This is a genomic window from Halomonas sp. 111 (genome assembly GCF_052379685.1).
GTDB lineage: Bacteria > Pseudomonadota > Gammaproteobacteria > Pseudomonadales > Halomonadaceae > Vreelandella > Vreelandella citrativorans.
Map to the genome: position 1 here is coordinate 111,249 of NZ_JBQSYV010000010.1, position 14,563 is coordinate 125,811.

Sequence of the window (14,563 nt, forward strand, 5' to 3'; positions counted from 1 at the left end):
CGCCTCCGCTTAGTCGTCGCCCTTGAGAAAGGTCAGCAACTCTTGCAGGTTGCCGCGCTGAATGTCGCCTTTCAGGGCTGGCGTTTCGTACTCGGGCGTTGCCGAGAGAATAAAGCGCCGATCCGCGCCTGCGCCGTAAGCGTCATCAAACGCCTGGGCCTGGGTTTCCAGTTTTCTAATCGCTTCGACGCCCTGACCTTCGCTCATGACAGGCTGCAGAAACGATGCCGACAGCGAACGCGGCTGCTGATCGCCCTTTTCAGCCAAGACGTAGCTGGCGTGGGCGCGAGAGCCGTAGCTGTTCTGCTTACCCTTGGGGGAGATCTTGACGGCAGATTCCACCAGCGCGGCGATAGCGCGGTCGGCCAACTCGGCCTTGCCTTGGAGGTTCTCGACCAGTAGGTCCCGGTCGATGCAGAGGTAGAGGTAGAACAGCCCGGCGGCGAACCCGGCCTCGCCGATATGCGCTGCCCCGCGGTCGCTGTCGCCGCTATTGAGGTCATCGACGGCGGTGAAGTAGTCGTCCTCGACTTCGGCGGCGTGGACGGTGATGGCGTGGGCCACCTGGCAGGCGGCTTCGACACTAAATTGGGAAATCTTGTTTTTATCGCCGGTTAGCATGCGTCCAAACAGAGCGATATCAACAGCCGTCGGGCGTCTTGCAAGAACCTCAATAATTTCTTTTTCATTTGGTAAGCGATTCTCGCTTCCCAGCACATCTACCAATTTTTCTAAAGCTGCTAATTCCTCGGGACCAATATGGACTAGCTGCTCGGTCTCATATCCATGACTTTCTTTGCCGCTCGCCTTCCCAAAAACAGCAACGATCTGCTTTACACTATTTTCAGCGGTTTTGTCGTCAGCATTTGCTTTTTTCATACGTTCATACAGCTGCTTGCCCAGGCGCTTGGTACGCGTGCCCTTGTGGCCGTCGACCGCCGATTCGAACAGCTCGGAGGTGCGCCAGTTGCGCTTGAGGCTTTGCGAAGACACACGCAGCCGCCGGGCGCCGCCCATGAACGCCGTTTTGGGGCGGCCCAGGTCGTCGCGGTTGAGGTTGGAAGGCGGGTAGGAGGTCAACAAGTGAAGCTGGATAAAGTGGCTCATGATGGGTTCCCTGAATAAAAAATGTGCCGAATGCCGAAAAAGTGGTTGTTGATAAGTGACAGCTTCCGTTCAGTCGCCCGCGGCCGGTTTCAGTGCTCGCGCTTGGAAGTAGGCGTCGCTCATAACGAAGGCGAAACGCTGAGTGGCCTCAGCCCGGTACTGGCCGCGCTGTTCGCGCGCCCAGAGCGCGACCATATCGGCCAAGCGGACAACGCTGACACCGGCGTTATCCGCAAGTTTAAGCGCCCGGCGGAAGCGGCGAATCAGCTCTTCTGAGGTATGGCAATCAAGCAGCTGCTGAAAGCGCAGATCACTCATTCGCGGGGTATCACCGGTACTGGGGCGCTTCTCGCCCAGGCGTTTGCCCAGCGGGGCATCGAATGTCTCGGCGCGCAGCTCGCTCGCGACGGCAGCGATGGCGGCCCACGTCGTGATACGCTGATCGCGCTTGCGGCTGTTGGCATCGCTCGGGGTGTCTTCCCATGCTTTGGTCTCGAGCGCCTGCCAGAGATGGCGAAACGCCTCGGTCAGCATGACCGTCTCGACGCTGTCGCAGCGGCGTAGCACGGCGCGCACGCCGCGCGGGAAAGGCCGCAGTTTGGTGTAGCGCTTGAGTTCCTGATCGTCCATCACCAGCCGTCGCCACCACAGACGCAGCTCATAGGCTTCCTGCCTGTCGAGGGCATACAGATAGCGCTCTACCGTGGCACTCGCGTTGGCCTCGCCCTCTGTCGCTGGCGGCGACGTTTGTTGGTCTACTTCATTCATGCTGGGCTCTCCTCATTACGTTCCGCCATGGGCGCTTTTAGGTCAAAACCACCGTCGTTAGCAAACGCTTGGACTTTCTTGCCATTACCATTCAGGTACGCCCGCAGATAGCGCCGCGCGCTGGTGATGCGGTCGAGCTGCTGCATCTTCATACCTTCCAGCGGGCCGCTGATGGCTTGGGCGTCGAACAGCGCCATGGCTTCTTTTTTGAGCGACACATACCACTGGCGGTAGGTCTCGGGTGAGAGTTCGAGCGTGTCATCGCTCAGACCATCCCCCCGCAGAACCTCGCCCATCTCGCGCAGGGCGGTGAAAAACGCCAGTTGAGTCGCCTCAAAAAACTGGGCGTCGATCTGGCTCATGTCGCCCTTGGCATCCTCCGGGCGCTTGAACCAGGCGCGCTTGAGCTGATTGCGCAGCGTCCAACTGATATCCGAGGCCAAATCGACGAAGCGCTTGGCCCAACCGCGCAGCGTTTCCTGCTGCCCCTCGGGCACACCCACCAGCGGCATTTCCACGCTGTACCAGCCGCGCGGCTTCATGTTGTCCATGTCATAACCGAACACCCAGAGCCGGGCATGCTTGAACAATGCCTCGAATGCTTCCCCGTCTTCTCGCGCGGCCTCCACTTGGCGATACTTTTGCAGGTGATGAGTGACCACGCGCGCGGGCAGCGCGCCGCTCACGGCTTCATCTTCCAGCACCAACCCCGGCCAGTGACGGTAGCCAAGCCCCCCCGGCTGGCCCTTGCTGGAAAGCGGCAGCTCATCAAGCTTTTTGGGGTTGAGGCGGCGGTAGGGCGTGAGTGGGTGGCGCCAAGGGCCGTCGTAGTTGGCGCCCTGCTTCTTGGCGCGCAGGCGGCGCACCGGGTGTGTCGCCTCACAGCCGCAAAGGTCACACTCGCCCGGCGTTTCGTCGAATAGCAACCGATAGCGCCTGGGCATCGACCATAAAGCGTGCAGCGGATGCACCTGCTCGGGCAAAACCTCGGTGCCTTTCTTATCGCTGACGCGGGTATCCTTCATCCAGAAGAACAGATCGCTATCGCAGGCCTTGGGCGCGCGCCAAGCCTGCCCCGGCTGGCCCACCGCATCCGCGGGCATCACGTTGGGCCAGAGCCTCTCCCACAGCGATTTACTTTCGTCTTCCGGCAGAATCAGCGTGGTTAGCGGCCCGCCGCCACGCAGGCCAACGCGAATGCCCGCGCCACCGGCGGGCGCGTTGATCTGCATGGTATAAAGCGCCAGCGCCGCGCATTCTGGGCAAACAGTCTCCACCCGGCCGCGTTTGACGAAGAAGTCGGTGTTGTTCTTGATGCCGTTGGCGCCGGGGGAATCGATCAGCAAGCCCGCCACCGGCGCGTCCTTGACGTCGTCCAGCGGGTCCAGATCCTGCATAAAGCGCGGGCCGTCGCCATCCAGCTCGAAGGCAGAGGCAAAAGGTGCTAACAGATCATCAAGCTTGGCCAAGCTGGGAGGCGTCTGGTAACGATCCAACCAGGCATCGGTATTTTTGGGCGTCATCGCCGTCTGCAGTAGCGCGATCAAAAACTGCCAGGCCGCGCCCTGAAAGTCGGCGCGGGGCAGAGCCAGGTCGAGCACATCCGGGTCGGCGAGGGCCGAGGGTGGGCGGTATTCGATTCGGCTATCGCGATACCGAAAGGGCAACCAGGGATCTGTGAGTAAATTCATCGGCACCTCACGTGCGTTATTTCGGCGTTAAGCGTTCTTGTTTAGTTACCTTGTATCACCTGTCTTTCAGTAAAATGGCAACGTCTATTTTTGTTCAAAACTCACGCCCCACTGCTCATCGTAATCACACTTATCGTCCTCTTCCGGCAGCCAAGGTTGAACGAAACGCAGCCCGCGGTGGTGCTGCTGCAGCGCTTCCCACTGTTGGGTATAGTGCCCCGGAAGTTGAGCCAGTTTCTTGACTTGGCTCTCCCTCAGCCGACATCGGCTCAGCCGGTCGGCATGCCGGTGATCTTCTACCCAGAGCACCAGTTCATCTCCACGGCGCTTGAGCAGCACGACCTCGACACTTTGCTCGTCGCTGAGCCGGGTGCCCGTCTCGCGCTCCTCCTGCCACGGGTCGAAATCGCCATCGAGGCGGTAGCCGTCTTCCAGATTCAGGGCGTTATGGGTAGCCATCGAGATCGCCTGCTTATCCATACCGGTGCGCTCGAAGTGCGCCAGATCAAACGCTTCGGGGAGGTCATCCGTCGAGGCAGCGTAAACGTCTTCGATCAAGGTACGCGCCTCACCCGGCATGGTGATGGCGCCCTGCTCGCGCAGCACGCGCTGGGTCAGCCAGATCAACGAGGTGTCTTTATAAACTGCTTGGGTGCCGCGATGTGCCTGACTCAGCCAATCGGCGCTGGGGGTATCGCTCCACGCGGGCGCCAGCACCTGCAGTACGGGCGCGGGGCGTTCGCCGCGCTGGTGGCGCTGAAGACGCCCGGCGCGCTGTATCAAGAGGTCGATGGGCGCGATGTCGCTGACCATCTGGTCGGCATCACAGTCCAGGCTTTCCTGGAAGACTTGGGTGGTGACAATCACTTGTCCACTTCTCAAAGGCGGCGTGGAATCCTTGCCGAAGCGACGAATGACCTCGGACTCGATCCGCTGGCGGTCCACCATGGCAAAGCGGGCGTGGAAGAGCAGGCAACGCTCGGGCTCGGGGTGGCGCTCGCGTAACGTTTGATAGGCGGGGATAGCATCATCGACGGTGTTGCGCACCCAGACGATGCACTCCCCCGCTTCCACGGCGGCCAGCACACGCTCGATAGCCTCGTCCTCACTTTCCAGCCACGCGATGTCCACACGGCGTGCGACTTCCGGGCGCGTCTTGACGGGCACTTCGTGGGTAGCGCTCTTTCCGCAGTGGGTCAGCAATGGGTAGTCATGTGCCTCAAGCGGGCTGGTTTCAACGCCCAGGCCGTGGCACCACGCGGCCGTCAGCGCCTCGCGCATGGCGTGGGGGAGCGTGGCCGTCAGCAGAATGGCGCTGCCTCCTTGGCGGGCGTGATGGGCCAGCAGTTGGTGCAGCAGGGTCTGCATGTAGTGATCGAAGGCGTGAACTTCATCGATAATTAGCACCTTGCGCGCCAACCCCAGCAGACGAAGCGACTGGTGGCGAAACGGCAAACCACCCATTAGCGCCTGGTCAATGGTGCCCACACCCACATCGGCCAGCAACGCCTTCTTGTTCGAGTCTGCCAGCCAGCGGTTGCACTGGGTCGAGGCGCTGGCGTCTATCGCGTCATAGTCGTCGTGGTCGGGCTGTACGATGGTTTGCTCAAACGCTTCATTAAGCGCCCGCGCGCCGTGGGCTAGTACCAGCGAGGGCCTTGAGGCAGCGCTGTAGAAGCGGTGATGAAGATCCCCTAGGCGGGTGTACATGGCGTTGGAGGTTGCCATGGTAGGCAGCGCGAAATAGAGCCCTTCGCCGTGGCCATCGGCCAGCAGTCGCTGGGTCAGAATACAGGCGGCTTCAGTCTTGCCCGCGCCGGTCACGTCTTCGAGGATGAACAGCTGCGGCCCAGCTTGAAGCGGCAAGTCTTCCGCCTTCTGCTGCAGCGGGGTCGGCGTCACCTTGCCTGAAAACCACTGTGCCAGCCCGGCGTAGGGCACGGGCTCCGGCGGGCATGCAAAGCCGGTGGCGTTCAGCACCGCTTCGGCCTGCTCGAGCGCTCGCGGCCAGTAATCGCCCAGCGGCATCGCCTTCTGGCAGTAGGGAAAGTAGTCGCGGTGCGAGCCCAGCCAGTCGCTGAGCGTCGCCCACCCGGCTACCGTCCAGCTAAGTGTCTTGAAACGCGCCAGCCACTCTTCATCCAGCAGTTTTTCAACCGGCCAATCGGGCTCGACCAATGCGGCCCAGTCGGCGACGAAATCACCCGCAGCGGCGGCATCATCCAGCTCGCCATCATCGACGAAAAAGTCCGCAAATGTGAGTTGGCCGGTTGCTACGGGGCGGCCATGGTGGCCGAAAAACGGTGCCATCAAACTATCCATCGGCGCCAACAGCTTTCTGGCCGGCGCCTCCCCTTCTGGCCAGTGTAATAGACCCTCCTTGCGCCAAGCTTTCCAACAAGCGTCCCAGAGCAGCACTCCTAAACGGTCGTGACGCTGCTTATAGGGTTTGCCTTGCGGCGGGGCCATACCATCGAGCGCGAGCTTCAGCACTTCCTGAAAGGCGCGGGAGAACTTGCCGAGGTCATGAAGCCCTAATAAAAACACCATTAGCCGCCGCAATGGCTCGGGCTCAATACCCAGCTGCGCCGCCAGCTGCTTCGTCAGCGGGCGCTCCGGCGCAAGCAGGTGCCAACCAACGGCCGCTACATCCAGGCTATGCCAAGCCAACAGATGGCAAGCATCTTCTGTCTGCCCCGGCAGGGCCTTGCCGGCATAACGGTGATAGGCCGGCAGACGTGAAGATCGAGTCGGCATGGTCAAAACATTCTCCCTTGATCTGGATGGCAGCCACGCTAGCTCAGTAAAATTAGCGAAATAACCAAAACCGACGATAGCGTGTCTGGAAGTTGAAAGGAAGGTCCAAAACGACCAATGGATGAACGAGTTGCGTCATCATGAAAAAACCCGCTCTTGGTCGAGAGCGGGTTTTCCATTTGGCCTGCGGCTTCAGCGTCGCCACATAAATACGCCTTCCTCTTTGAGCCAAGCTATTCGTTACGCGTGGGTCAGCTTTTCCAATGCCGCCGAGGCAATGAACGCAGAGCGGCTTTTAATACCGTGCGTAGTAACGTATTTGTCGATCTGGCGGATAACGTGACCGGGAAGCGTCACATTCACCTTTTCGGTTTTACCCAGGTAGGGCGTGATATTAATCTCGATGATTCCCCAGCTGTTCTCTTTCTTCTACCATGGCTTTGGCTAGTGAATAGGCCTCATACGCTATCGACCCATGGTCGAAACCGATTGCAAGTTCATTGTCGTTCGCCATTATCAGGAATGTTACATCGCCAAACCTGCAAAATAGTCGAGCCTATCAACGTTCATATAACCTCCATTATCTAGTTCCCAAGCAAAAAAAGCCCAACGGCACGATCCGTTGAGCTTTAGACTGGTGAATTAGTAACTTACTAATTCAAACAGCAGAGATTCTTTCAATATGATTTTGCTCTTTATGCTCGGCTTGCCATAGGTCGTAGTTGGTCTGCATGGTCATCCAGTGCTTAGCGTTACCAATACCGCCATGCTCAAGCCTAACCGCAAAATCAGGGGAAATGCTGGCATGCTCATGCAAAACGCGGGATACCGCTGTGCGGGACATACCTAGTTTCTTGGAAAAATCAGTGACATTCAGCCCCAGCGCGGGCACGATCCGGCGGCGTAACAAGCTGCCTGGGTGCGGCGGATTCATCATCGTCATCACGTTATCCTCATCATAATCATCATCGTCATGCACAATATTTTTAATTTGTATATTTAGAGGCTGTGCAATCGTGGCTACCGCTCAAGTGGCGAAACCATCCGGTGGCCCTTGATAACCGTATCGTGTCGGTTATCAAGGAGCGCCGCCGTCAGTGGTAGTCTAAATAGTCAACAAGGTGTGCATCTTCCCCATCAAACGTAAATATCACTACCCAATTACCGTTTACATGCACTGAAAAAAAGCCCTTCTTATCACCTTTCAAGCCATGGAAATCAAAACCTGGTAAATCCATATCGTTTGGCTTGGTTGCGGCATCCAGTGCTGCCAGTATGTCTCTTAAATCGTCTACATGGTTAGGCTGTACTCCTTGGGGCTCCCCCCGCTCATAAAGCCGTTTCAGGCCTTTGTGTTTGATTTTCTTTATCATCGCATCGCTTTGCCTCCCTTGCCGTCGAATCTGTATACATTGTAGCGCGTAACGCTACACGCATCAACAATGGATAGCCATTATGGGTACACCCCTTATACCCCCCCTTTTTATATATACGGTTCATCCCCACGCCTGTGGGGAACGGAGCGTGAAGCCGAGCAGCGCGAGCTTGAAGAGCGGTTCATCCCCACGCCTGTGGGGAACGGCAATCTAATCAGCTAATCGAAGCAAGCTATAGCGGTTCATCCCCACGCCTGTGGGGAACGGGTGGGCGTCCGTAACGGGTGTGTTTACTGCTGCGGTTCATCCCCACGCCTGTGGGGAACGGATTGCTCTCCACTACGGCAGTGTTGTTGGCGCCGGTTCATCCCCACGCCTGTGGGGAACGGCCAATCGACAGGGCGCTTTCGCGGGGAGCCATCGGTTCATCCCCACGCCTGTGGGGAACGGCATACAGCCCCCTATTCGTCATTTCGTTAATTCGGTTCATCCCCACGCCTGTGGGGAACGGTTGTCGCGGCTCATGACGCGCATACTGCTGAGCGGTTCATCCCCACGCCTGTGGGGAACGGGAGTTTGGTTCCGCATCGCTAGTGAATTCACTCGGTTCATCCCCACGCCTGTGGGGAACGGATGCTGTAGTAGGGCTTACGACCCATATTTGGCGGTTCATCCCCACGCCTGTGGGGAACGGGCTGACGAACAAGGTTTCGATGCCACCACCAACGGTTCATCCCCACGCCTGTGGGGAACGGGCTGACCCCGCAAACAGTGGCGGCCGAGTGACCGGTTCATCCCCACGCCTGTGGGGAACGGTTTCGATTTTCTCGTTAATGGCCATTACATTCCGGTTCATCCCCACGCCTGTGGGGAACGGTCTAATTGTAGATGACTGTTCTGCAAGATAAAAATAGGCAGTAGAAAATCCACCAGCGATTTAGGTCAATTTTTGATCAGAAAGATATTCTTAAAGAACAGTAAAATCAGAACGTTGCAGGAATCTATAAAAATCGCACCAAGCCTCGGTCAAAGGTATAAGTATGCATCGTTTTTATGAAGAGCGACCTCTCTTATGGCATATACATTCGCCAACGGCGGGTTACTCGTAGAGGGCACTCGTTAGTAGTGCGTATTGGATGATTCATTGGCTCAGCTACGCTCTCAAATATGCGCCCACCGCGAACGTAGCCGCCGCCAGTTGCTGACACATGATGACCGGCTGCTAAGAGATATTGGCATCACCCGTGCCCAGGCACAAAAGGAGGGCCGTAAATCCTTTTGGAAGCACACATTATGAGAAGGAGAACGATATGAAAACCGCTGAATATTATCTGCTGGACGTATTTACCGATCAGCCTTTTTCGGGCAATCAGCTAGCCGTCTTTTTAAATGCCGACGGGCTGCCGACAACCACCATGCAGGCAATTGCCAATGAGCTTAATCTTGCCGAAACGGTCTTCTTAAGTGCGCCTATTGAGCCAAACCACTACCCGATGCGGATATTTACACCCACCCAAGAACTACCGTTTGCCGGCCACCCGACCGTCGGCACTGCGCAGCTTCTAGCCGAGCTTGGCTTGATTAGCCGTGCGCAAACGCTGGTGCTTCACCCGCCTGTAGGCGAGTTACCCATTCGCTACTCAGGTGAGAACGCCGTGTTTACGGCCGCAAGGCCCGCCAGCATTACGCCAAGCACGTTGGACCAGCAATCGGCAGCGGCACTGCTCGGCTTGCAACCCCATCAAGTCATCGGCACGCCGGTTATCTCATCCTGCGGGCTGGCTTTTCATCTTGTTGAGCTAAGCGACTCCGCAGCCCTAAAAAACATACACATTTCAGCAACCATATGGGCAGAGGCCGTTGCCCCGAGCGGTGCGGAGCAAATATATCTTTACGCAACAGAAACGGCTGACCGCTCAAAAGCCACGCTTCGTAGCCGTATGTTCTCCAGGGAACATGGCCTTTGCGAAGACCCCGCAACCGGCAGTGCCGCAGCGGCATTAACTGGGTATTTGGCAACTCTTAACGAAACGACGCACTGGACAATTCATCAAGGCGTTGAAATGGGCCGCGCCAGCGTTATTGAAACCACTATGGATAACGGCCTGGTTCAGGTAGGCGGCAGTGCTGTGCTGGTGGGCAAGGGGGAGCTTTACTTGAGAGATTAACAAGCGGCTTGAAAGCCAACTAATCGTGCATTGATTAATCCAGGCATCATCATCCTGCCCAACCGCTTTTCGGCCAACGGGCAATAACAGCGCGCAGTATAAGTTTGACACATCAGTACCGCTCAACGGCCAGCGTCGCGAGTAGCACGGCCAGGACGGTGTGGCTTCAATAGCAGCACCAACGCCACGCAGCACAGCAGCGCTACGATGAGATCAAACGTTAGCGCGGTGATTTGTTGACCGGCGACTATCCCCAGCAGGCCGATACCGACGACGGGCAGCGAGATCGCTACATACGCAACAACGAAAAAAGACGATACCGTTGCTGCCTTGTGCTGAGGGGAACTGGCCGCCGATATCGCACCCATGCCCGCCCGGAAGGTAATGCCCTGACCAATGCCCGCAACGATGGCGCCCAGTATGAAGCCCAGCAGTTGCTCGAAAGCAATCCCCCACGCAATGATGAGCACACCGACAAGCAGCACAGCGCACCCAATCGGCAATCTTCCAGGCTCCGGCAGCCGCCCCTGACCCATTTGCCCAACGGTCGAGGCGATAAACGGCAGCCCTGCCACACACCCTATCAACGCATGATTGGTGTAGCCCATTTGCTGACCCAGGAAGGCGGGGGTTGCCGCGGTATAAAAACCGAACACCATAAAGCCAGCAAACGCTGCGATAGCCGCGGGTATAAAAACGCTGCGCACCTCGGGAGGGATTTTAGGTGTTTGAACGCGAAGCTTGATATTTGTTGGGCGCGTAACCGTTTCAGGCGCTCGCCAGATACACACCACCGCTACCAGCGCTAACGCGAAGTGAATAGCAAACGGCAGCACCAGCGGTGCCGCAAACAGCACGGCCAGTGCCCCCGCAAGTATCGGCCCGACACCTAACCCGACCATATTGGCGGCGGTAGCAACCAACGTGCTGGAGCGCCCCCAGGAACGGGGTGCCAGCTCCATGACAGCCACGGTGGCAGTACCCGTAAAGATACCCGCTGAAAGCCCCGAAAGTACGCGGCCGGTAAGCAACATGCCTAACCCATCGGCTTGCCAAAATACGATATCGCTTACCGCTGACAGGAAAAGCCCGGCAAGCAGCAGCGGCTTGCGCCCTAGCTGATCGGACCATTGCCCGGTAATCAATAACGCTGAAATGACCCCCACCGCATACGCCGCAAAGATGACGGTAATCATCAGATCCGAAAAACCAAATTCATGCTGATAGATCGGATAAAGCGGCGTGGGCAGCGTGGTGCCCACCATGGTGATCATGAAAGCGAGCGCCGCCCCTAAAAATACGCCTGCGCGCCGCGTATCCGGCGCTTGAGAAGAGCTCATAAATGTCCTTATCGAAAATACAGAGATCCATCTTCTCAGAAGGCGAGTCGAGAATGGGAACTCACATAGCCAACGAACGTTAATGGATGTGTTATGTCGCGGCCAACTGCTCTTGGGCCAGTTTTGCAAAGTGTGTGCGTGAGGGCTTTAGCCCTTTCATCGAGGGCCACGCCAACCATGCATCGGGCACCATAAAGCCCGGCAGCGCCTCGCGCACCCAACGGGCCAGAGCCTGATCTTCGCTGCTTTGCGCATGCCAATCAATAAAGGCAACGGGGCGCTCACCCCACTCGGGGTGTGGCACAGCAACCACCAGCGCTTGGGCGACGCCAGGGTGATCCACCAACCGCTGTTCGATGCTTTCCGGCTGAATGTTCTCACCGCCGGAGATAAAGCCGTTATCTAGCCGCCCTTCAACCACCAGCTCCCCCGCAGAATTGAAATACCCCTTGTCCCGGGTGGCAAACCAGCCCTCGTCATTTAGGGCTGAGTCCAGCGCACCGTTACTTAAATAGCCGCTAAACAGGGTATCGCCCCGCACCTGTATTTCATTGTCGATGATCCGAACATCGCGTCCCGGAAGTGGCTTGCCGACAACACCTGGTGCCGTAGGAGTCCCCGTACAGACCTGGCTTGCCATTTCAGATAGCCCATAACTAACGTTTGGCGTCAGCCCCAGCGAGGTCATGTGCTCAACCAAGGGAGCGGGGATTGCCGCGCCGCCCAGCAGCAGTTCGCGCAGCTGTGTCCTGGCGGGGTCAAAACCTGCTTGTAACAAGCGCCAGAGCTGAGTGGGTACCAGTGAAAGATGCGTAATAGGCTGTTGTTCCAGACGTGCAGCCAGCGGCGCACTCCCATCATCCAGAATGACCCGGCCACCTGCGAGAAATACGCGAAAGGGAATCGCGTAGCCGCCAATATGAAACAGCGGTAGCGACAACAGCCAGCCGCTTTGTTGATCAACCGGAATTAAGGTCGCCGAGCCTCTGGCCGAGGCCAAATGATTCCCCAGCCGGTGCAGTACCGCTTTAGGCACACCGCTGGAACCCGAGGTAAAAATCGTGTTACAGCGCTGATCGGTATCCAGTTGCACCGCTTGTTCGCTACTTAATTCCTCAGAAAAACCGAGGGTGATTGGCACTGGAGCAGATGATGTTACCTGCGCGTCACCCTGCTCGCCTTCCGTATAACAAATGCGGCTGGCCTGCAGGCGCTGGGCAAGCGCGTGCTGCTGGGTGCCTGGAAAGGCGGGGTTAAGCGGGCAGAAAACCACCCCGACACGCAGACAAGCCCAGGCCAATAATAACGAGGCCAATGCGCCTTTGGCCGGGGCCATTAATTTGTCCCCAGGCTGAAACCCCTTTTGCGCCAGCTGTCGCGCCAACGCGGCGATACGCCTATCGAGCGTTCGATAAGTAAGCGTCACTGAGCCACTATGTAGCGCAATATGCTGCGGGGTTTCAGTGGCCCAATAGTTAATGGGGCAAGGTTGCATCACACGGCACGCTCCTGGTTATTCCTGCATACCTTGATAGAGACACGTCAAGCGCCCGGCAACGACGTCGCCTGCCGTGGTGGTTACCCGCTCAGCCAGCCAGTTCCCGGTATCCAGCCCCGGTGGTTCTGTGGGCGCCCATTGGCAGGCCAGCCGAGCCAGCAGGCCCAAGCCAAGGTCAGACTCGAAACTTGAGGAAATAACCACCCGCAGATTATCTTCCCGTGCCCGTTGCACAAGTGCCTCGCAGGCGCTTAGCGCGCCTATCAACGTAGGCTTAATGACCAGGGCAGCAATATGAGGATGGGAATACCAAGGCGCGTTACGTGACAACGTTTCATCCAGCGCAATCTTCACACCCGCTGCATCGGCCACGGCAATGGCGTCAGCAAAGGTGGGGCAGGGCTCTTCCAGGTAGTCGATCTGTTCACGCGGTAGCTGTCGACAAAATCGCGTGGCCTCCTCACGCGTCCAGCCGCCGTTGGCATCCAGAATCAGTTGGGTAGCGGGCAGCTTTTCAGACAGCCTGGCGACCAGCGCTAGCTCGTCGCTCATTGCGTAACGCGCTACCTTGAGTTTGAGGCGCGAAGGTGGCGGCTGCCCGCCCTTGCGTATGTTGTCTAACGCGCTATCCAGCATCGCGATCAGCGATACGGGCTCGCCTTGTAATAGTGGGTAAGGCGCTAACGCGGCGGGACAATGTGGGGGCCAAACGTGCTGTGCACAGTCGAACCCGAACTGTACCGAGGGGAGCGTGGGCACTGCTTCTTCACCGCGCTTCAAGGCGGTTAGGCAGGCCCTGCTTTCGGTCTCGGCATCGGTTAAGGTTTCTGCTGAAAAACCAGGCAGTGGCGCAATGTCACCCCACTGCCCGTTAATCGACACCAGCAGCCCTTCTCGCTGCGTGATCCGCTGGCCGTTAAACAGCAGCGGCTGGCGAAGTGGCAGCGCGTAGCGGTAAAGCGCTAATGGCATTAAGGGTTACGCGGATAACGTGAGAAATCCGGGGGCCGCTTCTCATTAAACGCGTTACGCCCCTCCTGGCCTTCATCGGTCATGTAATAGAGCATAGTGGCGTTACCCGCTAGCTCCTGCAGCCCGGCCTGGCCATCGCAGTCGGCATTCAGTGCCGCTTTCAAACAGCGTAACGCCATGGGGCTGTGCTGCAGCATCTCCCGACACCAGCGCACGCTCTCTTTTTCAAGCTCATCCAGCGGCACCACGTGGTTGACCAGGCCCATCTCCAGCGCTTGCGCAGCGCTGTACTGGCGGCACAAAAACCAGATTTCGCGGGCTTTTTTCTGGCCCACGATGCGCGCCATATACGAGGCACCGTAGCCGCCGTCGAAAGAGCCCACCTTGGGGCCGGTCTGGCCAAAAACCGCGTTATCCGCCGCAATGGTCAGGTCGCACATAAGATGCAACACATGCCCACCGCCAATCGCGTAGCCTGCCACCATGGCGACAACCGGCTTGGGGCAGGTCCGAATATCACGCTGAAAATCCAGCACGTTCAGGTGATGAGTGCCCTGCTCATCCTGGTAGCCGCCATAGTCACCGCGAATGCGCTGATCACCGCCGGAGCAGAACGCTTTATCGCCTGCGCCGGTGAGCAAAATCGCGCCGACGCGACTATCGTGACGTGCGCGACCAAGCGCCTGAATCATTTCGCTAACCGTCAAGGGGCGAAAGGCGTTACGCACCTCTGGGCGGTTGATGGTAATGCGTGCAATGCCCTCTTTAGAGACATGATACCGAATATCCTGGTAGTCGCCGGAGTGGTCCTGCCACTCAACCGGTTGATAGAGTTCCGCTTCTGTAAGTCCGTGGATCATTCAAAGTTCCCTGATTCATTATGTAT

13 protein-coding genes and 1 CRISPR repeat array are annotated in these 14,563 nt (G+C 57.9%); of the genes, 2 read left to right on the forward strand and 11 right to left on the reverse strand.

Annotation, left to right across the window (positions count from 1 at the left end; all coding sequences use genetic code 11):
• Positions 1 to 9: 9 nt before the first annotated feature.
• From cas7e to ACT3T7_RS09600, 7 genes are all read right to left on the reverse strand, one after another.
• On the reverse strand, positions 10 to 1,107 hold the full coding sequence (gene cas7e / locus ACT3T7_RS09570) for a type I-E CRISPR-associated protein Cas7/Cse4/CasC (RefSeq protein WP_444630883.1): 1,098 nt from the start codon (positions 1,105 to 1,107) through the stop codon (positions 10 to 12).
• A gap of 69 nt (positions 1,108 to 1,176) precedes the next feature.
• Entirely contained in the window at positions 1,177 to 1,875 is a 699-nt protein-coding gene (casB, locus tag ACT3T7_RS09575; RefSeq protein WP_444630884.1) for a type I-E CRISPR-associated protein Cse2/CasB, read from the reverse strand.
• The gene (gene casA, locus ACT3T7_RS09580) at positions 1,872 to 3,566 is read right to left on the reverse strand and encodes a type I-E CRISPR-associated protein Cse1/CasA (RefSeq protein ID WP_444630885.1); all 1,695 of its coding nucleotides are present in this window, start codon (positions 3,564 to 3,566) and stop codon (positions 1,872 to 1,874) included. Before casA ends, casB begins: the two co-directional genes overlap by 4 nt.
• Positions 3,567 to 3,650: 84 nt before the next feature.
• Entirely contained in the window at positions 3,651 to 6,323 is a 2,673-nt protein-coding gene (gene cas3, locus ACT3T7_RS09585) for a CRISPR-associated helicase Cas3' (protein ID WP_444630886.1), read from the reverse strand.
• 240 nt (positions 6,324 to 6,563) lie between these two features.
• Positions 6,564 to 6,731, reverse strand: coding sequence for a type II toxin-antitoxin system HicB family antitoxin (locus ACT3T7_RS09590; RefSeq protein ID WP_444630899.1), 168 nt, complete (start codon positions 6,729 to 6,731; stop codon positions 6,564 to 6,566).
• 250 nt (positions 6,732 to 6,981) lie between these two features.
• Entirely contained in the window at positions 6,982 to 7,266 is a 285-nt protein-coding gene (locus ACT3T7_RS09595) for a HigA family addiction module antitoxin (protein WP_225733895.1), read from the reverse strand.
• Positions 7,267 to 7,417: 151 nt separating this feature from the next.
• Entirely contained in the window at positions 7,418 to 7,696 is a 279-nt protein-coding gene (locus ACT3T7_RS09600; protein ID WP_192528222.1) for a type II toxin-antitoxin system RelE/ParE family toxin, read from the reverse strand.
• A gap of 119 nt (positions 7,697 to 7,815) precedes the next feature.
• A CRISPR array of direct repeats spans positions 7,816 to 8,576; the repeat unit is 29 nt; unit sequence CGGTTCATCCCCACGCCTGTGGGGAACGG.
• Between the two features lie 321 nt (positions 8,577 to 8,897).
• On the opposite strand from ACT3T7_RS09600, the gene ACT3T7_RS09605 reads away from it, so the two are divergent.
• Entirely contained in the window at positions 8,898 to 8,996 is a 99-nt protein-coding gene (locus tag ACT3T7_RS09605; protein WP_444630900.1) for a DUF1127 domain-containing protein, read from the forward strand.
• A 13-nt stretch (positions 8,997 to 9,009) separates the two neighbouring features.
• A complete protein-coding gene (locus ACT3T7_RS09610; RefSeq protein WP_444630887.1) occupies positions 9,010 to 9,867 on the forward strand; it encodes a PhzF family phenazine biosynthesis protein in 858 nt (285 codons plus the stop codon).
• A gap of 122 nt (positions 9,868 to 9,989) precedes the next feature.
• Here the strand turns inward: ACT3T7_RS09610 and ACT3T7_RS09615 are convergent, their stop codons facing one another.
• From ACT3T7_RS09615 to menB, 4 genes are all read right to left on the reverse strand, one after another.
• On the reverse strand, positions 9,990 to 11,207 hold the full coding sequence (locus ACT3T7_RS09615; RefSeq protein WP_444630888.1) for an MFS transporter: 1,218 nt from the start codon (positions 11,205 to 11,207) through the stop codon (positions 9,990 to 9,992).
• Between the two features lie 91 nt (positions 11,208 to 11,298).
• Positions 11,299 to 12,702 carry an o-succinylbenzoate--CoA ligase gene (gene menE, locus ACT3T7_RS09620; protein WP_444630901.1) on the reverse strand — a complete coding sequence of 468 codons (1,404 nt, stop codon included), beginning with the start codon at positions 12,700 to 12,702 and terminating at the stop codon, positions 11,299 to 11,301.
• 18 nt (positions 12,703 to 12,720) lie between these two features.
• Complete coding sequence (menC, locus tag ACT3T7_RS09625; protein ID WP_444630889.1) at positions 12,721 to 13,677, reverse strand: o-succinylbenzoate synthase; 957 nt, start codon at positions 13,675 to 13,677, stop codon at positions 12,721 to 12,723.
• Positions 13,677 to 14,537 carry a 1,4-dihydroxy-2-naphthoyl-CoA synthase gene (menB, locus tag ACT3T7_RS09630; protein ID WP_193054219.1) on the reverse strand — a complete coding sequence of 287 codons (861 nt, stop codon included), beginning with the start codon at positions 14,535 to 14,537 and terminating at the stop codon, positions 13,677 to 13,679. Before menB ends, menC begins: the two co-directional genes overlap by 1 nt.
• Positions 14,538 to 14,563: the final 26 nt, after the last annotated feature.

Excerpts from the sequence above, each read along its gene's own strand:
- casA (WP_444630885.1), bottom strand. The coding sequence starts at position 3,566 with ATGAATTTACTCACAGATCCCTGGTTGCCCTTTCGGTATCGCGATAGC.
- menE (WP_444630901.1), bottom strand. The coding sequence starts at position 12,702 with ATGCAACCTTGCCCCATTAACTATTGGGCCACTGAAACCCCGCAGCAT.
- ACT3T7_RS09610 (WP_444630887.1), top strand. The coding sequence starts at position 9,010 with ATGAAAACCGCTGAATATTATCTGCTGGACGTATTTACCGATCAGCCT.
- casB (WP_444630884.1), bottom strand. The coding sequence starts at position 1,875 with ATGAATGAAGTAGACCAACAAACGTCGCCGCCAGCGACAGAGGGCGAG.
- cas3 (WP_444630886.1), bottom strand. The coding sequence starts at position 6,323 with ATGCCGACTCGATCTTCACGTCTGCCGGCCTATCACCGTTATGCCGGC.
- menC (WP_444630889.1), bottom strand. The coding sequence starts at position 13,677 with ATGCCATTAGCGCTTTACCGCTACGCGCTGCCACTTCGCCAGCCGCTG.
- ACT3T7_RS09600 (WP_192528222.1), bottom strand. The coding sequence starts at position 7,696 with ATGATAAAGAAAATCAAACACAAAGGCCTGAAACGGCTTTATGAGCGG.
- ACT3T7_RS09595 (WP_225733895.1), bottom strand. The coding sequence starts at position 7,266 with ATGACGATGATGAATCCGCCGCACCCAGGCAGCTTGTTACGCCGCCGG.
- menB (WP_193054219.1), bottom strand. The coding sequence starts at position 14,537 with ATGATCCACGGACTTACAGAAGCGGAACTCTATCAACCGGTTGAGTGG.
- ACT3T7_RS09615 (WP_444630888.1), bottom strand. The coding sequence starts at position 11,207 with ATGAGCTCTTCTCAAGCGCCGGATACGCGGCGCGCAGGCGTATTTTTA.
- cas7e (WP_444630883.1), bottom strand. The coding sequence starts at position 1,107 with ATGAGCCACTTTATCCAGCTTCACTTGTTGACCTCCTACCCGCCTTCC.